The organism is Odoribacter splanchnicus DSM 20712 (genome assembly GCF_000190535.1).
Taxonomy (GTDB): Bacteria; Bacteroidota; Bacteroidia; order Bacteroidales; family Marinifilaceae; genus Odoribacter; species Odoribacter splanchnicus.
Map to the genome: position 1 here is coordinate 2,935,276 of NC_015160.1, position 22,803 is coordinate 2,958,078.

Below are 22,803 nucleotides of genomic sequence, written 5' to 3' on the forward strand. Positions count from 1 at the left end.
TTATAAAAATAAAGTTGAATAAATATAGTCCAAATCGACAGCTTTCCGTACCTGACCGGCCAGAAGGTCGTATTGCCGTTCTTTAAAAGCCCTGTAATCAAAACCACTGCCGGCAGCCACTCCGAAACCTGCGGCCAGATCGTCTAAAACAACCGGATTGTCGAGGATACCGTGCATATAACTTCCCCAGCAGTCTGCGTTCAACCGATAACCGTCGGTTGTACCGTCCGCAAGGGTATTGAGCGTTGTTTGCCGCCCTCCCGCGTGTAAAGGTGTCGTCGTCCCCATGTGAATCTGATAACCGGCACAATCCGATTCATAATTCTTAAAACGGAAATGACTCTGACAAACCACCTTCGCATCCTGCATCACCGTGACCAGAGGCAGTAAACCCAATCCGTCGGTCGCGGTTTGCATACCTTCGACCTGCCCGGGATCCTCGATCCGCACTCCCATCATCTGATACCCGCCACAAATGCCGATGACTTTTTTCTTCTTCCGAAACGCCTTCACCACAGCTTCGGCCACCCCGTTGGCATAAATAGCCTGCAAATCGGCTATGGTACTTTTTGTTCCCGGCAGAATGATAACATCCGCTTTACCGATCTCCTCCGCTTTATCCGTATAATATAAATGGAAACGCCCGTCTCTCTCCAATGCATTGAAATCGGTGAAATTAGACATTCTCGGCAGACGAATCACCGCCACATTGATCTTCCCTGCCACAGCAGCAGAAGCTTTTGCCTCCAAAGCGACAGAATCTTCTTCTTCGATATGAATATCTTTATAATAAGGGATTACACCGACCACCGGCACTCCGGTAAGCTCCCGGATGATCTGCCGTCCTTCCTCGAAAAGTGACACATCGCCGCGAAATTTATTGATAATGACACCTTTGATCAGGCATCTCTCCTCTTCAGGCAGCAACATCACGGAACCATAAACAGAAGCAAACACTCCTCCCCGATCGATATCCGCCACCAGGTAAGTCGCAGCATCCACCTCTTTTGCCATCCGCATATTCGTGATATCCCTGTCCCGTAAATTAAGCTCGGAGATACTACCGGCCCCCTCCAATACGATAGGATTATGGTTTTCCTCCAGACGATGAAATGCCTTCACGGCCTCGGTAAATAATTGCGTTTTGTTCCCCGAACGAAAATATTCCCGGGCGGACATATTCCCCACAGCCTTGCCGTTCAATATCACCTGGGAAGTCTGATCGGTGGACGGCTTCAACAAAACCGGATTCATATCCGTATGCGGCAAGATCCCACATGCCTCCGCCTGCACGGCCTGAGCTCTTCCGATTTCTCCTCCCTCCGGCGTAGAACAGGAATTCAACGACATATTCTGCGCTTTAAAAGGCGCCGGCCGATAGCCGTCTTGTCTGAAAATACGGCAAAAAGCCGTATTCAGGATACTTTTTCCCGCATCCGAACAAGTCCCGACAAACATAATCGGACGTAGTTTTTTTTTCTCTATCTTTTCCATATTTATCACAGATTGCTGCAAGGATTATTCAAGGGAGACCCGCTATTTTTTCTTATATAAGAAATCACGCCAACGCTCTTCTTCAGCCCCTTCTTTATCCATTTCGTACCGGGCCAGGATAAAAAGCAAATCCGACAAGCGATTTACAAAACGCAGGATAACCGGTTCGACGGGATCCGTCCGGTTCAAAGTCCACAAACGACGCTCCGCCCGCCGGGCCACAGTCCGGGCCACATGACACTGGGCCGATACCAGGTTCCCTCCGGGTAAAATAAAATGAGTGGACGGATACTGTATTTTTGCATTAAAAAAATCGATTTGCCGCTCACAATACACATCCGGTTCTTCCGGAAGCCGATTCGGATTTTGTCCCCTCAAGGCAGCCGGAGTGGCCACATGCGACATCACCACCATCAAAGAACGTTGCAGGTAAAACAACATCTCCTGCCACTCATGCCCCTCTCCTATCAACACACGAATCAATCCCAGGACAGAATTCAACTCATCCAACGTCCCATTGGCTTCTATCCGGATATCGTCTTTATCTACACGCTGTCCGCCATGAATATTCGTTTTCCCCTTATCTCCTCCGCGAGTGTATATTTTCATATGATTATCATTTATTTTAGTATCCCGAATTTATCTATTATATACTTAACCGGATAACAGAAGTATTTTCCATGATAGGCAGATCGACCATATCGGCCGGTTTTCCTCCGTTCAGATAAGTCAGAATCGCCCGGTTAAAAGCACCGTGCCCGACTGCAAGTATACATTTACCGGCATATTTCACCCGAAGGTAATTCACAAATTCTCCTGCCCGATGATACAACTCATCCACCGACTCGACACTAGGAGGCAAATGCTCCCAATCCACATCCGCCAGCGTTTCGCCGGTATATATCCCCCAGTCCATCTCCCGCAATAAAGGAGTCGGCTGAGGCTGTTTTCCATGGTAACCGGCAACGACCTTTGCTGTATCGTAACTACGTGCCAAATCACTACATACGATTACATCCAAAGGTTCTTGCTTCAATTGTTCTGCCAAAACAACTGCCTGCTCTTTTCCTAAAGGGGAAAGTGTTCCCGGCAATTGCCCCTGGAGAACATACCGTTGATTTTCGATGGTCTCCCCATGCCGTGTCAACAATAAATCAATTTTCTTCATTTGCCTAAATTTGTACAAAGGTAAAAGTTTTTGAAATCATTTATCTAAATTCAGACCGGATTTGATCCGGGGCACGGCTGGAATATCTTTGGCTTTGGGAATCGTAATTGTGCTTTTGGAGAAATCCACACGCCAATGCTGCGGACAGAGGAAGCTCTGCCTGTCCTTACGTGACTTGAAACGGGGGAAGCCAACCGCATGAGTATTACGGAAAAAGTCGGTGTAGGCTGTGTCAGGATTGCGTAACGCACTCTGCAAGGACTGGGAACTGATTTCTGAAAGCCATTCGTGTTCCGCTTTCGGTTCGCTCTTCATCAGATTCGTCAAATATACATTGCCAAGCGTTTCCTTACGCTCCTTGTATGCCGTGATTTTAAGGTTCAATGCCCAATTATAGACAAAACGACAACAGCCGAAGGTCTCGGCGAACAAAACCCTTTGCTCATCAGCCGGATAAACAGACAAAGACCATATACACATGATGATACGTAGCGAACCCAAACTGTCTCCGCTGCAAATTGCACGAAGGCTCAAACAAATGTCAGCGGCTGCCATCTGGAAAAGATATGAAAACTACCTTCAGTACATCAAAGATTCCATAATCCATTTTTTAAGATTCTGAATTTTGCGGCTGTAAAAATAGGAAACTCCTTTCTGTTACGAAAATGTTACAAGATAATTCATTGAGTTTTTTTACTGAAAGATTACATGCTATCTTTGATCCGGTGAATAAAACTCGTTTCCAGGGATTCAAATAGGTATACCGGCAAGATTCGCCGGATCTTTACTCCGTCAGGAAGGAAAGAGGCAGGAGTGGCTGAACCGGCACGCCTGGGGGGGCGTGTGGCCGCAAGTTCGAATCTTGTCATCCCGACTACTGAGCATCAACAGATAGAAGTGGGCGAGATAAGGCTTTTTGGGTATTCATAGCCATAATATTAACCCCTATCATTGCGGCTTTTTTGTTATTCTTGTATGGTGAATCAAAAGAGCACCGAAAAGAAAGAATTATTAAGGAAGAACTTTGGAGGCGTTCTTGCAATGAAGAGGTCATGAAAATTAAAGAAGTCGTGGAAAATAAAGTGTCTAAGGAGAAGGATATGAGCGACCCTCTAAACTGGTAATATCTATAAAAGTTGATTAAAGGGTGAATAAGGCTTCTAACGAAGCATTTAAAACAAGGGTAGGGCAATAGTTGTCCTGCCTCATTTGTTATAACTGGGTTGTTCTAATAGAGGAGTAGAAGAGTGTCTTTAATGGTTGTTGTCGAAAATAATTCGCTAATATTGCGAATTGTGCAAATTGTTTCGTATCTTTGTGTCATCAAAGAGTAGCTATATGAATGTAGAGTTTGAAAAGGAATATTTGGCAGAACTTTATGAAAAAGGAAAGACCGATGATAAGAAGCATCGTTTTCAACCTCAAATAGTCAATGGTTATTTGAAGTGTGTCAAGGCTTTACTAAATGCCTCTCGAATGGAAGATTTATATCAGTATAGGTCTTTGAACTATGAAAAGTTGAAAGGTGATAAAAAAGGACTTTCTTCTTTACGTATCAATGACCAATATAGGCTTGAATTTCGGGAAATAACTAATGCGGGTAATCAAGCAGTCATAGAAATATGTTCTTTGGTGGATATTACAAATCATTATAAATAGGAGGAACTATGGGTATAGCAGCAAATAATTTACAGTCATTCCGTCCCTATCATCCAGGCGAATTGGTAAAGGAAGAATTGGAATGTAGAGGCATAAAGCAAAAGGAATTTGCGAAGAAATTTGGTTTGTCTTATTCAGCCTTAAATGAGGCGTTAAATGCAAAACGTCCGATAACAACAGAATTTGCCTTGCTTTTAGAGGCAGCTTTGGGTATCAATGCTGATTTGCTTGTAAGAATGCAAACGGATTACAATATACAGGTAGCACGAAAGAATAACTCCTTGCGTGAAAAGCTAAACAATATAAAGAAAATAGCTGCTGTGTTTTGAAAAACAGTCCTTGGTATGATATTATAAAAACAAGAATAAGGCTTCTAACGGAGCATTTAAAACAAGAGAGGGTGTCCAAAAAGGCAAAATACCCCTTTGTAGAATCGGATATTTGATTTCAGTCTCCAATAGGGATACGAATAAATCGAGGGTGCCAAATACTTTTTGGACACCCTCTTTGGAAAGTCAGACGGCTCTGTCTATTTTTTACCGATCAGGCAAATGGCCACTCGGTTTTGTTCCATCACAGGAAAAGGTTGTTCTGTATCCCCTTTGGCAAACACAGTTATCCGTTCCCGGGAGATACCATTAACCGTCAACAATACAGCCACCTGTTCTGCCCGCCGTTGCGACAGAACTTTGTTGTAACGCGGATTTCCGGTCTGCACGTCAGCATAACCCGTAATCACCACCTGTGTCTCTGTATGTGTTTTCATAAAAGCTACCAAGGAATCGATTTTGGCTGTTTCGCTCGCCAGAATCACCGAAGAGTTCAAGGCAAAGAAAATATCCTGACGGGCAGTAAGCGCAGCAGAGTCTATGAGGTCTTGCTTCGTTTCCTGCAGCACGGGCTGAGAAACCGGTTCTTCCTTTGTTACGACCGGCACAGTCTCCTCAAAAATGATTTCCCGGGGAGCTTCCACCTTGCGGTGTTTTTTATTCAAACGGCAACTAAACCCTGCCAGAACATTGAACTGCCAGTCGGCATTACCCGCCTTTTTGGAGTTAAAATGGTCGGAAAGTACATTTACATTTCCCTCTATATTAAAGGAAATGCTATTACTGATCCGGAAATCAAATCCGACACCACCACGTCCTGCAACGAAATTACGGTTATCGCGCCAAAGGTAACGCATCGTATATCCTTCGTCATGTATGGCAACTGCTTCATCGTTGTCAAAAGCATGATTGCCTGCTATACCCAGCAAAAAATAAGTATTCACCCAACGCCGGGGGTTAAATTCGCCGATACAGTTGCTCAGATTAAACACAACATCTGCATTCAACTGAAGGAAGTTGAATTTATAATCCCGGGTGGATTCCGACCAGGCACCCTTACCCTGCCAACCGCCAAAGCCTCCGCGAAGTCCCCAGACAGGCGAGAACTGATACCCCACAGACAAAGCTCCGGCCGGTGATATCAGGTCCTTAAAGCCGGTTTCCCCCACGGTATACCCCATTCCTCCCTGCAACTGCAAATACCAGTGTGGATTGAAAATAATCCCGGCTTCCTCTTTTCCCTTTTGTGCAAATAAGATTTCTGCACAAAATAAAACGATAGCCAGTAATAAACTTCTTTTCATATTTTTAGCTTTTAGCACATCAGACATTTTATAGAAGAAAGATCGGGAGGCAAATACCTCCCAATCCTGGAATCACAACCATACCCGGTATTAAACCGGCTTTACAGTTATTGTCAAAGTACCGCTAAGAATACCCCAACCATAGCTTATTGTTGCAGGAATCATAATCATGTATTCGTCCTTAATCGGAGAACCTACATTCACATATTTAACCGTGTTACCTATTTGTTCCAAAGTAACGGATACCGGTAACTGATAGTTATTATACTGCAGGTTGGTTTTTACATTACCGAGATCCAGCTCAACATTCCCGAACGGACCGTAGAAATTCCAGTACTGACCCGTCTGAACCATGTCAAATGCCTTAATTTCCTTCCAGGTCCAGCAACCGTCCTTATCTCCTACCTGATGCACCACAGAAGGATCATATACCGGTTTCTCATTACATAAAGTCGGTTTCCATTCTGCCTCCACCGTTTCGTATGTTGCCGGAGTATAAGTAATGCCAGTTACAGTTGTAAAAGTAACTTCACTTGGAGCGGTCATCTCTTGGGTATCAGTGTATCTATAAGCTTTAGTGCCGTCCCATCCGTCATAAAAATCTTCATCATGCTCTTTAGCTTTAGCCAACGCCATTGCATTTTGCTGCGCTTCAGCTGCTGAACGTCCTTTAGCCGTAAAGGATTTATACACAGACCAATTGTTACTGAATACATTAGGTCTGGTAAACAGTGTAATAGTAGCTGAATACAGCAATTGTCCAGTCTGAATAGTCACCTCTTCAGTTTCAAACTCCCACTTGGCCGGTGTCACCACTTTCTGATAGGCAGGAATCCATTCACCATGTATTTCACCACAGTCTTTCACCCAGTCGTACTGTGAATAAGGAATATTTGCTGTTCCTTCTTTAATGATCATTTCATTTCTCCAGTCTGTCAGCAACCCGTTATACTGGAAGTTCACGACATCCCCGTCATCCTGAGCATCTTTTACAGACAAACCTGCAGGCAGATTAAAGTTTACCGGACGAATGAAATTCACCAGGAAGTTCTTCAATGAGTAAACGTCTCCGTTATAGGCTTCTGTATACATTTCTATTTCAGCCTGTAACCCGTTCAGGCTATTCAGTGCTGTTTTTACACGATTATCCGACTTGTCCAGGATAATACGGGCATTTTCACGGGCACCTGTCAGCTGGACACCTGTAAACGAAGTAGTTCTTTCACCATTATAAATAACAGCGGTTATTCGGTAATTCCACTTATCTGATTTGAAGATACAATCATCCCAACCTTCTAAAACCGGGGCATTCACCCAGATCTGCCGTCCCATAGCATTGTCGAAAATGCAGTTTTCAGCCACATCATGTGCGTTCTGCGGAATTGCAACATTAACATTATAAGCACTCTTCTGGGTATTCCAATACTGTTCATTTTCTGTGACTGTCAGAGTAAGTGCAGGACGTTTAACGCTGATCTCGAATGTGAAGATCACCTTTTCCGGACAAGAAGAAGTAGACACTTTATTCTTCAATACTAATTGTGCCGTCAGTGTTTTAGAACTGTTTACCGGTAAGTTTCCGATTTCACGGTGGGTAAACTTCCAGCATACTTTCTTGGTCAACTGGCCGTCAGTGCTGTTACCAGATTCCAGAGTCGGCACAGTAATACCCATCGGAGTTGTTGTTGCAGACAAGAATTCATAAGTATTCCAGAATTCTTCATGGCTCATACCACCTTCCTGGATAATCCGATAGACACCATTACGGATTTCCTCTTCTGAGAATTCCATGTTCACTACATCGTCCGGACAACTTAAAGTAATTGTCTCTGCTTTTTTATTCAATACGATATCCGTTTCTTTTTCAGCAACAATTTCCAGTTTTATAAAAGCACGGACAACTGTTTTTCCATTGTGAACCAGATCAACCCTTACTATCGGGGTACGGCCGATGGATTCTCTGTTGTTTCCTACAATGCTGAAAATACCCTTTTCTGCATCTGTACATTCGATCACGGTTTGTTGATCGGTTTGCGTTGCTCCGCCGTTGCTTACCATATAAGGTGTTGATGCTTTAGCAAAAGCATATCGCAAATCATAAGCTGCCAGATCCAGCTGTTCATGTCCTTGTTGATTTAACAAACAGGTAGCAATTTTCTCACGCAGATTAAAAGGCTTATCAAAAGGCACCTGATACCTTGGTGCTTCCATTGTTGCTTTATCGAAAGTACGGGCATAATGATGCATCTGGTTGTTCTTTAACAGCATCATAGAATCAGAGATAAACACCTCTGCTGGGGTAAAGCAAGTTTCATTCACATGAGCATATTCAGAATATACTTCAGGTTTAGCTCCGGAAGTCATTTCCTCTTCTGTCAGTCCTTTTTTCAATACCGCTTTCAGGGCAACGATATCCAGATCCTTATTTGGATCGACTTCCTGTCCCGGGTTGAGTTTCTTGTTTTTCTTCACTGTAAATACAGCTACCCCATTTTTATCAACCGGTTTGCCTACGATAGAAATGGGAGCATCAGCTCCTCCGCCTCTGGTAAAGATGTAATCAGCTTTGTCACCTACAAATGAGAAATCGGCACAGTCCATACCCACACTCTGCGGATTCAGACGATATTTTGCTGTAGCAAGTGCAGAGGTGAAAAAATCATACCGGTTAATATTAAGATTAATATCATAACCCCCTACTGCGTCGACTTCTTCTATTTCGACTTCGGCATTTTCATCTTCCCCTAGTTCATGGTATGCCAAAGTTCTGAACATAATAGCAGGAACTCCGTCGTAGTAATACTGCGGAACAAACGCAATGCTGGTGAGCCGTTGAGAGAAAATGCTCTGGGTCGGGATAATCACCTGACGATATTCATCAGTATCTTTACCCGGCAGATTGATAACAACGTAACCTTCTTTTTCCTGTATATATATGTTCTGATTCATACGGATGGCCGGTTCAACCTTGGTTTCTCCGATATACAGATAATCATTCTGTACATTCAGATTGACATCTTTGAAAGAAACTTTACCGATTTCTGTCTTACCTTTGCTGGTAGTATAATAGAATACTCCATTTTCCAGGCTAATAGAACCCACAACCTGACCTAAATTGGTTGTTGTCATTCCGTCAGAAACAGTCAGATCGCCGCTTGCAGGATCAATTGAAAACCGGAAATCAGGAAGTTCAGGAGTTGCTCCGGGTTCCCCTTTGATCTTACCCAGATCCGTTTCCTTACCATCGACCGTCACAAACAGATGGTCTTCTCTTCGCTCAAAAGAAACGTTTGGAGAATGACCTTGTTCGCCTTGTTCGCCTTTGATGGACCCCAGATCTTTTCCGTTATAGATCAGGTGACCGTCAGCGTTTATAGTAAACTCCACTTCGGGTAATTCAGGAGTCACTTTCCCTAAATCATTGCTCGTGCCATCCGACCAGCTTGCCACCAGATGCCCTTCTTCATTGATTGTAAAAGTAGGAGCATCTCCTTTCGGACCCATCGGGCCTTGTGGGCCCTCGGGTCCTTGTATCCCCTGAGCTCCGTCTTCTCCCTTGGCCCCTTTTTCAATATGATAGGTCTGACCATTGGACAAAGTCACTTTCACTCCGCCTGCACCGTCCGACTCTACTTTGGTCAGGATGGCGCCTGCCTTGATTTGGGCTTCAATACCCTCAATTGCTTTTTTGTTAGCATCAATTTGTTGCTGCAAATGACTGATATCATCATCATAGTCCTTACAGCCTACGAGAAAAGTCCCTGTAGACCCAAGCAACAATGCACTTGCAAGCACAAAACCTGTAAATTTCCATTTTCTGTTCATAACTAAAGAATTATAATTAATTAAAATTCAAGCCATTACTGACTATTACTATCTCACACATTCAGGGGATTATAAATCATGTTTTTTACTGATCAGCCCCCCCTTATTAAAAACATTTTTCCCATACTTTTATTTTTTAATCGCTACTTCGTTTATTTAAATCCATTTTATCGAAACCATTATTATATTTTTATCGATTCCTTTAAAACAAGTACTGACACACCAACGATATAAAATATCAAGACCCACTCTTTTACTTTTTTATTACTGAATACCTCAGCCAGTTTTATATCTCCGACGTTGTCGGTAAATGACACGCCAAGGATACAAAATATCAAGACCCACTTTTTTACTTCCCTATCATCGATCAAATCAATCAGCTTCATACCTCTTTTGCATTATTAGTTAACAATATCATACTACCTCCCCGAAAAGTATGTATAAAATGTGTATACATATATTATCATCCGACAGGATATCAGGTAAAAGTTCCGGGGTCAGCACCATATTTGTCTTATCACAATAATATTTTTATACAAAAATGACATGTTCTGAAAATAAAATTCCACCAAAAAAACGGACGTTTTTTTGGTGGTCGTTTGGGAAAAATTTTGGAACTTTTATGAATCTCTTAATAAGAGTTGATAGTCAGATGATTATAAAGTATAAAACAAAAAAAACACCCCTGAAAAGAGGTGGTATAATATAATGAATTTAAACGTCCGTTTTTATATACTCAAAACTACTTCATACTCTATGAGTTTAATTCTGATTCATGCCCCAAATATAAACACTTTTTTCGAGATTACAACAATATTCGGTAGTTTGATACAATAATTTTTCTATTTTATTTGCCAGCAGGCCCTCCAAGGTCTTTTTTTGTCAAATATTCCTTAATTAATTTGTGGTATATAACGGTATATTGCAAAGATGAGACTTGTCATTAAACCAGGCGGTCGTTTCACATACCTCTATACCATCAAGGGGTAGCGCGCAGATGATGGAACGACCTTAACAGTATCCTGTCCATGCCGGTGTACACCCGGATATTGTATCCCGGGTCAAAGCGCTCACCGCTGGAGGACACCAGGAAGTTCTTCGGGCGGCCGGAATGCACGCTGGAGCAGGTGTACAGGGCATTGTCACTACCAGCCACGGAGTTCAGCGAGATACAGGCAGATATGTATAAGCGCAGCCAGAAGCTTTGGAAGCGTAATACGCAGGTTGTGTACTATAACCCGACGAACTACTTCTTTGAGCGGGAGGAGGAATGCGGACTGGTGCGGTTTGGCCACTGCAAAGAGGGCCGTCCGCTGCCCCTTGTACAGCCGGGGCTGTTCATGGACCATGACGGCTTCCCGCCGGCGATGTGCATCGAGCCGGGGAACACGGCGGAGACCAGCACACTCAAGCCGATGGAACAGATACTGAAAGACAAGTTCGGTCTGTCGGACATACGATGTGATACTTTACAGCAGCACCACAGTCAGAACACTTCAGCCTCTACCTTGCTCGCCTTCGGGCGAGCAAGGTAGAGGACTGAAGATTCTACACGAATTGCACTTCTATTGTGAATCTTCAAAAAATTATATCTATCACTCCACGATGATCGTCATGGCATCTCGCAAAACGTGAGAGTATCCGGGATTCGTCAATCGAACCGACACCTTATAGACGCCCGGTTTCGCATCATTCTCTAACGGGTACAGCAAAACTCCGCCTCCACGGATTGTCAAGTCTTTCTTGAAAATCGCCGCAGCCTCCTCTCCCTGATTCGAAGTCACCGACTCCACGCTGAATAAAATCTGCTGAGTCCCCTCGTATCCTTGTAACGCCAAACTCACCCAAGGAGCCTTATTCTCAATCCGGACAGCATCCAATTCCGGATCTAACGTCTTGCGAATATACATCGTGTCCGGGTCGTAAGATGCGTTCTCTGTCAACAGGTAGCCGACCGTTGTCTGATGGCAGGCTCCGACCGACAGGCCCACTGCCAATATCATCCATATCATTATTTGTTTCATCTTCATGTACTTTTTTGAATTATTGTTCATACCCCAATGCGAAATTATATTCCAATGCGTGCACTATACAATTGTCCGGCTCGATATCTCCCGAGGCAATGGCAAAAATAGGCTGACTGTTCATAAAACTGATGTGTATCGGCTTAGGCGCATTCTCTACCACTCCATTCTTCGACTGCTTCATGATAAACACCCATATTTGCGTACCTGCCAAGGTAGTCAAGTAGCTGCCTCCCGTTCCCGGGCTTCCGTAAGTTGTCGGTTCTCCGTAAGGAATGTCCTTCCGATAGAGTTTCCCGTCGATCACATGCCTCAGCAACATTTCACGACACCACCCCGGGTCGAGATCAGCCACCCGTTTGTGACCGAATTCCAACAAATGCCGACGAATCGAATGATTCGTGATACCGAAAAACGTAATCTCCTTGTGTGCCGGGTCTTTCCCCTCGAAAAGTCGCACCATCTCCTCTCCCGCATGGCGAACCAACAGAATCGTAGAATCCCAATCGTAGGAGTTTGATGCCATATACTGCATCAAATTCCCATGATAACGTCCGTTACTAATCCCTGTGTCGATATAATTGTCTTTTGTACACCCCACATGTAATAACGAGCCCAAAAACCATATTGTATATAACATTTTTCTCATAATATTCTTCTTTTAATTCGAACGACGATTCCAATACCTGTTTTGGCGAATCAAATCATTATTGGAGAAACAGTCCGCTCCCAACATCAGATACAAAGCGCCATCTTGAATATCTCTATCCGTGAGCTTATCGTAAGCCTCGGAAATCTCCTTCCTGATATAATCATGCGTATCATCCCCTCTCAGGAAACACCAACCGTTACGCATAATGTCAAAATAACGGTGATATTCAGCCACCAGCTCCTTCTCCCGCTCTCTGAAAATAGCCAGCTGGATATTCCCGCTCAGCCCTTTCTCCACATCATCGGAGTTCGGGAAAGCGTGCATATCATCCCCATAAGCCCGGCGACGGATCTCGTTCAAATCGTCTACGGCATTTGTCTTCCCCTGACGGGCCCGACATTCTGCACGGAGCAAATAAATCTCGCCTAATCTCCAAATCACCTTATACTGGTTGATTCCGGCAAACTGAAGTTCCGGGGTGTACGCAAGCTTAATGTAATGTGCATACCGGAACTTATACAAAAATGCCCGTTTCAGCTTTTGGTTGTCCTCCGCTGCTACGATGGAATCTCCCGGTTTATGCTCCGTTGCAGCATAAACCTCCGCATTGCTCTTATAAATCAAGAACAATGAATCCGCATCAATATTCCAAAAATAGGCATCCCTACGCAAATCTTCGGGAGCATACATCATTCTCACCGTACTCTTGTAATATCCGTCTGAATACTGATTGTTAATCGGATGCGCACTTCCCAGAGCTATCGGGAAGGTGATCGGCAAATCAGTGCGCAAACCCTCTTGTGAGTCATAGTAAATCTCCCAGATCGACTCGGCGCTTCCTCCTTTCATCACGCTTGTACAAACGGTCTCAGGATCCGCAGCCAACGAGTAACTGCCTACCTTCCCCTCTATGAGCATAGTGCAATACTCCTCGGCCTTCGCCCAACACTCTTTCTTGCCTTCCACGCCGGCCCTCCACGCGTAGAGATGAGCCAACAAAGCAGCCGCGGCACCCTTGCTGCCATACTGTTTCATACGGGATTCTTTTGAAGTAGCCACCAAATCCTCGTATGTCGGCAAATCCATCGCCTTCAGTCCCCATTTTTCCGCCTCATCCAACACACTGCTTATCGGGCTCTGAGGAAACTTAGAGAACTCTATTGTAGAGCCTGTAATCGGCACCTGCCCGTAATTCATCGCCAAGTAGAAATAAGCCACCGCCTTGGCGAAATATGCCTGCTGAATATAGGGTTTCAGCTTCTCCGGGTCTCCTTTGAAACGGTGTGTATTCTCCAGAATCAAATTCGCCTGATAAATCGTGTAATAATAATATTTCCACGTTCCTACATTCGACAATGTCAACCCCTTGCGCGAAGATCTGTCGTAATCCAATATCTCTCCGGCTCTGGAAATATCGCCACCGGTAAACTCACCCACAGCCTGCCTCAAATAGACTTGCAAGCCGGTCAGCACAGCCTCCAGCTCCTTCTCGTTTTTGTAATAATTAGAATAGGTGGTTGCATTCTCCGGCTGGATATTGATAAAATCCGCACAAGAAGTCCCCCAAAACAAAACTGTCAAACCAAATATGTAAATATATCTTCTCATGTCCGTTAAAAATTAAGAGTTAATCCCAACGTATACTTTCTGGGTAATGGATAAGTATCGCCATTATCACGTCCCGTGTAAATATTCACCACTTCCGGATTTCCGCCCGAGTAGTTGCTCAAATAGAACAGGTTTTCTGCTGTCAGGAAGAAACGTACTCCCGAGAACCCTGCCTTCTTGGATATCCTGTCCGGAAGATTATATCCCAAGGTTATTTGCTTCAAGGCAAGGTGGTGCACCTTCTCGATAGCCGAGTCCGTATTCATACTGAGGGAGTTTCCCCATGCCGGAGCATTCGGATTCTTGTTCACCCCGTCCCATGGTCTCAACTTGCGGTAATCGAACAACTTCGTCAAATGGCCATTCTCCGACTGTGTGCTGAACCCCAGCCCCATCCGGTTGTTAATCATTTTTCTCCCGATTGTGAAATTCACCAGTACGTTCAGGTCGAAATTCTTCCACATCAATTCGTTCACCCATCCTCCATGAGCCAAAGGAAGCGGCGAACCCGCATAATATGAATCCGGATTCCCGTCGCCATCCAAGTCAAGCAGACGATAATTACCGACAGCGCCGCTGATTCCATCTGTCGCCACACCGTTGAAGTATATCTCCTGTCCGTCAATCTTGTACAAGCGAGGTACCTCGGCATCCGAGTTGTAGTACCCCCGGTGTGCCCACACGTACAAACCGTTCAAAGGTCTGCCGACTACCAGTAGCGTCCCGTCACCGTCCACTACATCTTTCCCCGAATACGACTTTTCAAAACGGTTCCAGTTTCTTGCCATATTGAATTTCATCCGCCAGCTCACAGCACTCTCCCGCAAGATATCTGCCTGCAACTCCAGCTCAAGCCCCTCGTTGGAAATTTCCATCGCATTTTCCACCTGCGCACCGAACGTATACAAACTGCCCGGAATCGGAATATCATAAATCAGCGAACTGGTATATTTGTAATAGTAATCCAATTTCATATTCAAACGATAATTGAACATATCCATATCCAAACCCAGGTCATACTGATTTGTCTTCTCCCAGGTAAGATAAGGCGACACAGGTTTGTCAGTCGTCACCCCCGTCTTCCCGAAGAAGTTCCTGTCCATTATATTCATCAACCCGTGGGCCAGGTAAGCGCTCGTGAATGTCTGTCCGGATTTTCCATAACTACCGCGAATCTTACCCCAATTCAGCCAGCTTCCGGTAAAGCGTTTGATGAATGGTTCCTCCGAAAACGACCAGCCTACAGCCACCGACGGGAAATTCGCCCAACGGTTTCCCTCACCGAACGTAGAACTACCGTCACGACGGAATGTAAACTCCAGCAAATAACGCTGTTTGTAATTATATCCCAGACGGCCGAAATAACTCACCATCCGTTTCTCGGTAAAATCCGAAGAGTAATAGCGCGTTGCTGCATATTCCGGGAACTCCGGTGTTCCGTGATTCACCACCGGCGGCACCTTCTGCGGGTTATAATAGTACACATCATCGCTCACTCCCCGCAACCCATAACCGTACATCGAAAATGCCTGTTCCTTGTTTGTGTTGATACCCAAAAGTACATCAATATTATGCACATCGTTCACGCTCGTGTTATAATGCAACAACTCCTCCGAAGAAAGCATCACCTGCCGGCCGATGTTTCCTTCCGACTTGCTTTCGTGATGATACTCGTCAAACACACCGGGAGTATACTTGTTCAGGTTCGACTGAGAGTAGTCGATATTCCCTGATGCCGAGAAGGTCAATCCCTTGAGAAGCTCATACTCAAGAAAAGCCGTCACCATTGCTCGATAATCGTCCGTGCGATCCTTGATTCCCAGGACAGACTTTTTCCACTCTGCCTCCAGTTCCTTCGTGGCAGGCAAGACGGTAAGCTGCTGCGACGGATTCACAGACAACCCCTCGTAGCGGGTATGCTTGGAGGAGCCCGATGATGAGGAGCGATTCATTGTCCGGTCCACATAAGAGAGATACACACGCGTATCCATCCGCAATTTCGGTGTGAATTGTGCTGTCAGGTTCGATATCAGGTTTGCCCGTTTGTATCCGCTGTTAATCATGATTCCCTGCTCGTCATAATATCCGAGTCCCACCATATAACGGAAACGCTCCGTACCTCCTACAGCCTGCACATTTGCATTGACCACCTTGCTCCTGCGAAAAGCATACTTCCACCAGTTCGTACTATTGTTGTAATAAGGGTCCAGACTATCCTGCAATGAATGTATCAGGCTCGGCGAACCCCAGTAACCATTCCCCCAAAACTGGTCGTAGATACCGTTTCCATTGTTATACACATCCTCGTACGAAGTAGGGACGTGATACTTCCCTGTCGCCCAATCGTAATAATTATTCTTGATATTCCTCCGGAATTTAAGTTCCAACCATCTCTCCATGCGTCCGCCCGTCTGCTCGGGATATTCCATCAATTGCGATATCGAATAGGAAGCATTTGCCGAAAACTTGGCCTCACCGACCTTTCCCTTCTTCGTTGTAACAAGAATCACCCCATTGCCCGCACGGCTACCGTAAATGGATGCCGCCGCCGCATCTTTCAACACCTGTACCGATTCAATCATGCTCGGGTCCAGGTCAGCCAGCGTATTCGTTCCGGTCACCGGTGAGACAAACGAGTACATCGGCACTCCATCCACCACCCACAACGGCTGACCGTCACTCGCACCGTCCACCAACAGAGAGTTGAACCCCCGCACCGCAATCACCGCAGCACTACCCGGCGCTCCCGACTGCTGCACGATATTCACACCCGCCAATCTTCCCTGCAACATATCTGCGATACTCGCCGCCGGCAACTCCTTCATCTCTTCTGCCGTCACGGTCGAGATTGCACTCACCATCTCCCGCTTATTCTGCGTACCGTAAGCCCGGACAACCACTTCGTCCAAATCGGATACATCTTCCGTCAAGGTAATATGCAACGTATCTCTCGCCGTCTTTTCAGAAAATTCCACCCGCCGTTTCTTAAAACCGACAGATGAAAATTCCAACGTCCCTTTCAACAAAGGCAAATCCCATGCGAACCAACCTTTCTCATTTGTAGCCGTACCAATAGTAGTGCCGACAACCCTTACCGTTACCCCCGGCAAAGGCTGTTTGGCCGCATCATATACGAAGCCTTTCACCCGAACAAACTTCTTCTCGGGTTCCTGGTACGAGGTTGCCTTTATAATTACCAAATTATCGTCAAAAGAAAACGACATTCCCAAGCGAGGCAACAAGTCTTTGAGCACCGCCTCTAATCCTTGATTCTCTGCACTGATACTCACGTTCTTCCAAGTCACCACTTCCCTGTGATTATAGAGAAAACTATAACCCGTTTGCCTTTCCAATTCCTGAAAAACCTTCTCCAATGTCACGTTTTTCAGCTCTACTGAAACTTTCGATTGGCGAGCGCTCACTGCTGCCTGCACCTGCACCAAGCTACAAACCAATAAAATAAAAACGACTTTCATCTTCATCATCCACTTAGGGACAAGAATTCGCCCTCCGGCTCTTGTCTGATTTGACTTTTTTTTCATACTTTTGTACATTAGAATTTTACCTTGCACGTCGGTCAAGATTGCCACACCATGCCGCGTGCTTTAACTAAAAAGCTGTTCCACTCCCGTGCGAACGGCTTTTTTTGCTTTATTGTTATAAAAACATTATTCCCTTTTATATCAAATACTACATCTCCGGTCTGCTCGAATTTATCCAGCAACATACGGGCATCCTCATACCGTTTCACTTTTCCAGTGAACTCTACCTGTTTCGCACTTTCATTCACGTAGAACACGTTCAATCCATACCAGACAGACAACGTCTCCATAATCTCTTCCAATGTCGTTTGCCGGAATTTGTAATACCCGTCTTTCCACGAAACATACGATTCTGTATCCACCATCCTCACATCCATCACCCGATTATTCTTGTCATATACAAACTGCTCTCCCGGCACAATCTGAAAACTCTTGCCGGCACATGCCACCTCCACACTCCCCTCGACGAGCGTCGTCGCCACCGTTTCCAACCTCTCGTAAGCCTTCACGTTAAAAGAAGTCCCCAACACCTTCACATCCATCGCTCCTGCATGTACCCAAAACTCACGGGCGCTATCTTTCGCCACCTCAAACCATGCCTCTCCTTTTAAGAAAACTTCCCTTCTGGCTTTCCCGAACCTCTCCGGATAACGCATTTCCGAACCGGAGTTCAAGAACACCTTTGTCCCATCCGCCAAAACAAGCTGAAACCTCTCACGCACAGGAACCGTCAACGTATTGTAGACAATCTTCTCCGAAGCCTCCTTGCTTTTGATTTTCGAGTATACCAATGTTCCCCGTTCATTCCTAACCTGCAACATCGTACCCCCAAAAATCAACCTGTTCGTATCCCGCTTCAACGGCATGCTTTCACCATCTCCCAGCGTCAACACCACTTGCCCGATTCCCGGTTCCACCGTTTTTTCGCCCTCCCAGACTCCATTCTCTTCCGGCTTCATCCATAACATTATCCCGACACCCAATATCAACAACACCCCTGCCACACTCGCCCCAAACGACCACCACCTCATCCGCCGTATCTTACCCTTCCGTACCGTCATTTTCTTCCGGATATCGCTCTCCAACCTCTCGTAGGCCTTCTCCCTATCCAACCCTCCTTGCTGTCTCACCAACCTCACGACCTCACCCAACTCACCCATCAACATCTTATACGTTCTCTCATTCCCTCTTTTCTCTTCCCACCACCTGTTCATCTTCTCCCTCTCCTCTTTCGTCACGTTCTCCCCCGCTATTTCAGCCGCCATAATTTTTAATATTTCGTCTTCCATACTCCTGGTTTTATACAAATAACACCACCACCCATCAAATCATGTGACAGGAAATCCCATTTTTAACTAAAAAAATTACAACAATCCCATTTGTATCGCCAATTCCTGCGACACCACCCTGATTATTCCGATTTTCTGAAATAAAGCAATAATATGGTAAACATGTGTCCCTCCAGTTTCTCCCGCAGAAACTTCAACGAACGCGACAACTGGGTTCGGACAGTATTAATACTGATTTGCAAATGCTCGGCAACCTCCTTATATTTTTTCCCTTCGGCATACACCATCATAAAAATACGGCGACGCTCCGGAGGAAGCTGGTTTATCGCGAAGTACAAAACATCTATTTCAGTTTGCTCATCTTCATGCATGATTTCTGCCACGGGCATTCCTTCCATCATTTTTTCATGGCGGGTTTTCCTGCGTTTACAGTCTCTCAGCTCGTTTAAAGCAGCATTCTTGACCACATGAAACATGTATTTATCCAACCCATCAGAAAGTTTTTTATAAAGAGAGCTTTCCCAAGCCTGTACGAAACAACCCAACACGACATCCTCTGCCGCATCAACATTTTTCAGAATACTTGCGGCATATAAAACCAACACATCATGGTATTTCAAGAAGAAAGTCTTGAACGTTTCTTCTTCGGGATTTTTTTCGTACATGCTACAAATATACGAAATTAACCCGTTATACATCTGGCATAAACGCATAAAAAAGTTGTTCACGCCGGATAAATTCCGTATATTTATTTCATTTCCAATCAGATAAATATCATGAACAACTTTTGTGCAAGTTACGAAAAAAATAAGAATTTATGAATTTTGATTTTCTTTGTTTTATATCTTTACGAATTCAAATTCTGAGGAATGACAAGAAGAATTATTTTAGTCACCGGAGGGCAACGTTCCGGTAAAAGTGGTTATGCACAGCGTTTAGCGTTGGAACTATCCGACTGTCCTGTTTATATGGCTACTTCGCGGGTATGGGATGAAGAATACCGTAAACGTATCGAACGGCATCAACGTGACCGGGGACCTCAATGGACAAATATCGAGGAAGAAAAAGCCCTGAGTAAACATCACTTGCAAGGACGGGTAATCGTGATCGATTGTGTTACCTTGTGGGGTACTAATTTCTTTTTCGATCAGGATTCGAATGTCGACCTGGCTTTACAAGAACTAAAAGAAGAGTTCGACCGATTTACAGCCCAGGAAGCGACTTTTATCTTTGTGACCAATGAAATCGGTATGGGTGGAGTTGCCGAAAACACCATCCAACGCCGGTTTACCGATATGCAGGGCTGGGTAAACCAATACATCGCAGAGAAAGCCGACGAGGTGGTGCTGATGGTCTCGGGAATAGGAGTAAAGGTAAAAGGCTAAAGGCTATAAAGCTAAAGGCAGGGAGGTAAAAAAAGTGAAAGGTAATAAGGATAAAAAATAATAGGATACGATATGAGAACTTTCAATATCAAAACGCCGGATAAAAAGATCGTACCGGCACTTCAGGATAAAATCGATAATTTGACAAAACCGAAAGGTTCGTTAGGACGGTTGGAAGAATTGGCAGTCCGGATCGGTACCATCCAACAAAGCCTCTCTCCTGTTTTGAGAACTCCTCAAAATATTGTGTTTGCAGCCGACCATGGTGTGGTTGTCGAAGGAGTCAGCTTTTCTGCCCCGGAAGTAACGGCACAACAGATATACAATTTCCTGAAAGGCGGCGGCGGAATCAATATGTTTGCACGCCAGCATCATTTCATACTGAAAGTGGTAGATTGCGGAGTGAATGCCGATTTCGGGGATCTGCCCGGACTTATTCACCGGAAAATCAGGAAGAGTACCGATAATTACCTTTACGGACCTGCCATGACGCCCGAAGAGATGGAACGCGCCATCGAAATCGGGGCAGAAATGGTACAATTGGCTTATCAGGAAGGAACCAACATCATCAGTTTCGGCGAATTGGGCATGGCCAATACTTCGGCCTCATCGGTCTGGATGTATTTTTTCACCGGAATTCCGTTAAAAGAATGCGTCGGTGCCGGAAGCGGACTGGACAACCAGGGTATCGAACATAAATATCAGGTACTGAAACGGGCCACAGACAATTATCAGGGAAACGGTACGGCAGAAGATATCCTGCGTTGGTTCGGAGGCTTTGAAATGGTGGCGGCAGCAGGAGGTATGCTACAGGCTGCAGAGTTAGGCATGACGATCATCATCGACGGTTTTATCATGACTAACTGCATACTGGCAGCCAGTAAACTGCATCCGGAGGTATTGGAATATTGTGTATTCGGACATCAGGGCGATGAAGCCGGACATAAATCAGTGCTAGAAGCTTTACACGCCAAGCCATTATTGAATTTGGGATTACGTTTGGGAGAAGGAACGGGAGCCATTTGCGCTTATCCGATTATAGAATCCGCCATCCGTATGATCAACGAAATGAGCAGTTTCAAACAGGCAGCCGTTACGAAATATTTTTAAGATATCCGTATGAAATCTCTGTTTGCGGCAATCATATTATTTACCCGGCTTCCGTTATGGCGAATCGTCCGGGTAGATAAAAAGCAGTATGCAGAAATCCTGTTATACTGGCCAATCGTAGGTTTTTTAACCGGAGCGACAACCTGGGGGACGCTTTATCTTGCCTCTTGGGTCATGCCTTTGTTGCCGGCTTGCGTCATTGCGGTCATTGCCCGTCTGCTCCTGACCGGAGCTTTACATGAAGACGGACTGGCTGATTTTTTCGACGGTTTCGGCGGAGGACATGACAAAGCCGGCATCCTGCGAATCATGAAGGACTCCCATATCGGTAGTTACGGTACGATCGGCCTGATTCTGTATTTCATCTTGTATGTATCTTTGTTGAGTTCGTTTTATTCGCTGGCCCTTCCCGGTGTCATTATCGGAGCGGATGTACTTTCCAAACTTTGTACCGCCTTTATGATCAATACATTACCCTATGCCCGTACGGAAGAAGAGAGCAAAGTAAAAGTACTCTACCGCAAAATCCGTCTCTGCGAATTTGTCCTGGTAGCCCTGCCCTGCCTCGCCGCCCTTTGGCTGATGGCGACTCCTTTCTTAGCTTTAATCCCCACCCTCCTTATCCTTACCGGCTTGCGTTGGTATTTCAACCGTAAAATCGGAGGATATACCGGAGATTGTTGCGGGGCCAGCGTACTTTTAGCCGAACAGTTTTTTTATATCGGTGCCACTATCGTTTATACTTATTCCCTATGAAGATAACCCTGATCCGCCATACCCGTGTAGCCGTCGAAACCGGAATTTGTTACGGCTGGAGCGATGTCGGTGTCGCCCCTTCTTTCGAAACCGAAGCCAGCCGGGTCAAAGAAAACATTTCCAACGAACAGTTCGATATCGTGTATAGCAGCCCGCTCTCCCGCTGCCGGAAGCTAGCTGCCTTTTGTGGCTTTCATGAACCGATCCTCGACGACCGTTTAAAAGAACTTAACTTCGGGGAGTGGGAAATGAAGAAATGGGACGATCTCACCGACCCCCGTCTTGAACTTTGGTATAAGGACTGGATTCATCTCCCGGCAGGAGGAGGGGAAAGCTATGAAAATCAGTGCCGCCGTGTCGCTCAATTTCTGGATGAACTCCGCCATTCCGGCCATACCGATGCCTGTATTTTCACCCACCGGGGAGTCATCGCCTGCGCTATGGTCTACGCAGGCATTTGCCCGATCGAAGAATCATTCAGTATAGAGGTGGACTATGGCAGCAAAAATGTGTTGGAATTCTGAAACTGTATTATTCCAGTAATGAATTCAGATACGCTTCATCCACTTCCTGTATCATAACTTCTTTACCACTCAAAATATTGTCGAATAAAATATTCTAACAATTAAAATAACAAACCCGATAACTTGACGAATCA

The 22,803-nt window shown here is 45.2% G+C and carries 21 protein-coding genes and 1 tRNA gene; 9 read left to right on the forward strand and 13 right to left on the reverse strand.

Features of this window, described 5'->3' with window-relative positions; genetic code table 11:
- From ODOSP_RS12340 to ODOSP_RS20255, 4 genes are read right to left on the reverse strand one after another with little or no spacing between them, the layout of a single operon-like run.
- Entirely contained in the window at positions 1 to 1,494 is a 1,494-nt protein-coding gene (locus ODOSP_RS12340; protein WP_013612633.1) for a cobyric acid synthase, read from the reverse strand.
- Between the two features lie 42 nt (positions 1,495 to 1,536).
- Positions 1,537 to 2,103: a cob(I)yrinic acid a,c-diamide adenosyltransferase gene (locus tag ODOSP_RS12345; RefSeq protein ID WP_013612634.1), complete on the reverse strand. Its 567-nt coding sequence runs from the start codon at positions 2,101 to 2,103 to the stop codon at positions 1,537 to 1,539.
- A 37-nt stretch (positions 2,104 to 2,140) separates the two neighbouring features.
- Entirely contained in the window at positions 2,141 to 2,662 is a 522-nt protein-coding gene (locus tag ODOSP_RS12350; protein WP_013612635.1) for a histidine phosphatase family protein, read from the reverse strand.
- A gap of 36 nt (positions 2,663 to 2,698) precedes the next feature.
- A complete protein-coding gene (locus ODOSP_RS20255) occupies positions 2,699 to 3,217 on the reverse strand; it encodes an RNA-guided endonuclease InsQ/TnpB family protein (protein ID WP_013612636.1) in 519 nt (172 codons plus the stop codon).
- Here ODOSP_RS20255 and ODOSP_RS20260 point away from each other — a divergent pair.
- From ODOSP_RS20260 to ODOSP_RS12365, 4 genes are all read left to right on the forward strand, one after another.
- Complete coding sequence (locus ODOSP_RS20260; RefSeq protein ID WP_231964176.1) at positions 3,180 to 3,284, forward strand: hypothetical protein; 105 nt, start codon at positions 3,180 to 3,182, stop codon at positions 3,282 to 3,284. The genes ODOSP_RS20255 and ODOSP_RS20260 overlap by 38 nt on opposite strands.
- A gap of 185 nt (positions 3,285 to 3,469) precedes the next feature.
- Positions 3,470 to 3,533 (forward strand) — tRNA-Pro (locus ODOSP_RS19755).
- A gap of 467 nt (positions 3,534 to 4,000) precedes the next feature.
- Positions 4,001 to 4,321: a type II toxin-antitoxin system RelE/ParE family toxin gene (locus tag ODOSP_RS12360; RefSeq protein ID WP_013612637.1), complete on the forward strand. Its 321-nt coding sequence runs from the start codon at positions 4,001 to 4,003 to the stop codon at positions 4,319 to 4,321.
- Positions 4,322 to 4,329: 8 nt separating this feature from the next.
- On the forward strand, positions 4,330 to 4,650 hold the full coding sequence (locus ODOSP_RS12365) for a HigA family addiction module antitoxin (protein WP_013612638.1): 321 nt from the start codon (positions 4,330 to 4,332) through the stop codon (positions 4,648 to 4,650).
- 200 nt (positions 4,651 to 4,850) lie between these two features.
- Here ODOSP_RS12365 and ODOSP_RS12370 read toward each other — a convergent pair whose 3' ends face one another.
- The 3 genes from ODOSP_RS12370 to ODOSP_RS12380 form a co-directional block, all read right to left on the reverse strand.
- On the reverse strand, positions 4,851 to 5,954 hold the full coding sequence (locus ODOSP_RS12370; RefSeq protein WP_013612639.1) for an OmpA family protein: 1,104 nt from the start codon (positions 5,952 to 5,954) through the stop codon (positions 4,851 to 4,853).
- A 90-nt stretch (positions 5,955 to 6,044) separates the two neighbouring features.
- Positions 6,045 to 9,779 (reverse strand): hypothetical protein, encoded by a 3,735-nt coding sequence (locus tag ODOSP_RS12375; protein ID WP_013612640.1) that lies wholly within the window; start codon positions 9,777 to 9,779, stop codon positions 6,045 to 6,047.
- Between the two features lie 182 nt (positions 9,780 to 9,961).
- The gene (locus ODOSP_RS12380) at positions 9,962 to 10,165 is read right to left on the reverse strand and encodes a hypothetical protein (RefSeq protein ID WP_013612641.1); all 204 of its coding nucleotides are present in this window, start codon (positions 10,163 to 10,165) and stop codon (positions 9,962 to 9,964) included.
- 642 nt (positions 10,166 to 10,807) lie between these two features.
- On the opposite strand from ODOSP_RS12380, the gene ODOSP_RS12385 reads away from it, so the two are divergent.
- Positions 10,808 to 11,314 carry a hypothetical protein gene (locus ODOSP_RS12385; protein WP_041556791.1) on the forward strand — a complete coding sequence of 169 codons (507 nt, stop codon included), beginning with the start codon at positions 10,808 to 10,810 and terminating at the stop codon, positions 11,312 to 11,314.
- Positions 11,315 to 11,374: 60 nt separating this feature from the next.
- Here ODOSP_RS12385 and ODOSP_RS12390 read toward each other — a convergent pair whose 3' ends face one another.
- The 6 genes from ODOSP_RS12390 to ODOSP_RS12415 form a co-directional block, all read right to left on the reverse strand.
- Positions 11,375 to 11,803, reverse strand: coding sequence for a hypothetical protein (locus tag ODOSP_RS12390; RefSeq protein ID WP_041557392.1), 429 nt, complete (start codon positions 11,801 to 11,803; stop codon positions 11,375 to 11,377).
- 19 nt (positions 11,804 to 11,822) lie between these two features.
- Positions 11,823 to 12,452 carry a lipoprotein gene (locus ODOSP_RS12395; protein ID WP_013612643.1) on the reverse strand — a complete coding sequence of 210 codons (630 nt, stop codon included), beginning with the start codon at positions 12,450 to 12,452 and terminating at the stop codon, positions 11,823 to 11,825.
- A gap of 12 nt (positions 12,453 to 12,464) precedes the next feature.
- Positions 12,465 to 14,063: a RagB/SusD family nutrient uptake outer membrane protein gene (locus tag ODOSP_RS12400; RefSeq protein WP_013612644.1), complete on the reverse strand. Its 1,599-nt coding sequence runs from the start codon at positions 14,061 to 14,063 to the stop codon at positions 12,465 to 12,467.
- Positions 14,064 to 14,068: 5 nt separating this feature from the next.
- Positions 14,069 to 17,605 (reverse strand): SusC/RagA family TonB-linked outer membrane protein, encoded by a 3,537-nt coding sequence (locus ODOSP_RS12405; RefSeq protein ID WP_013612645.1) that lies wholly within the window; start codon positions 17,603 to 17,605, stop codon positions 14,069 to 14,071.
- A 35-nt stretch (positions 17,606 to 17,640) separates the two neighbouring features.
- Entirely contained in the window at positions 17,641 to 18,894 is a 1,254-nt protein-coding gene (locus tag ODOSP_RS18895; protein ID WP_013612646.1) for a FecR family protein, read from the reverse strand.
- Positions 18,895 to 19,016: 122 nt separating this feature from the next.
- Entirely contained in the window at positions 19,017 to 19,559 is a 543-nt protein-coding gene (locus ODOSP_RS12415; protein WP_041557396.1) for an RNA polymerase sigma-70 factor, read from the reverse strand.
- A 204-nt stretch (positions 19,560 to 19,763) separates the two neighbouring features.
- On the opposite strand from ODOSP_RS12415, the gene cobU reads away from it, so the two are divergent.
- From cobU to cobC, 4 genes are all read left to right on the forward strand, one after another.
- Entirely contained in the window at positions 19,764 to 20,279 is a 516-nt protein-coding gene (gene cobU, locus ODOSP_RS12420; RefSeq protein WP_013612648.1) for a bifunctional adenosylcobinamide kinase/adenosylcobinamide-phosphate guanylyltransferase, read from the forward strand.
- 72 nt (positions 20,280 to 20,351) lie between these two features.
- Positions 20,352 to 21,389 carry a nicotinate-nucleotide--dimethylbenzimidazole phosphoribosyltransferase gene (gene cobT / locus ODOSP_RS12425; protein ID WP_013612649.1) on the forward strand — a complete coding sequence of 346 codons (1,038 nt, stop codon included), beginning with the start codon at positions 20,352 to 20,354 and terminating at the stop codon, positions 21,387 to 21,389.
- A 9-nt stretch (positions 21,390 to 21,398) separates the two neighbouring features.
- On the forward strand, positions 21,399 to 22,145 hold the full coding sequence (gene cobS, locus ODOSP_RS12430; protein ID WP_013612650.1) for an adenosylcobinamide-GDP ribazoletransferase: 747 nt from the start codon (positions 21,399 to 21,401) through the stop codon (positions 22,143 to 22,145).
- A complete protein-coding gene (gene cobC / locus ODOSP_RS12435; protein WP_013612651.1) occupies positions 22,142 to 22,669 on the forward strand; it encodes an alpha-ribazole phosphatase in 528 nt (175 codons plus the stop codon). Before cobS ends, cobC begins: the two co-directional genes overlap by 4 nt.
- Positions 22,670 to 22,803: the final 134 nt, after the last annotated feature.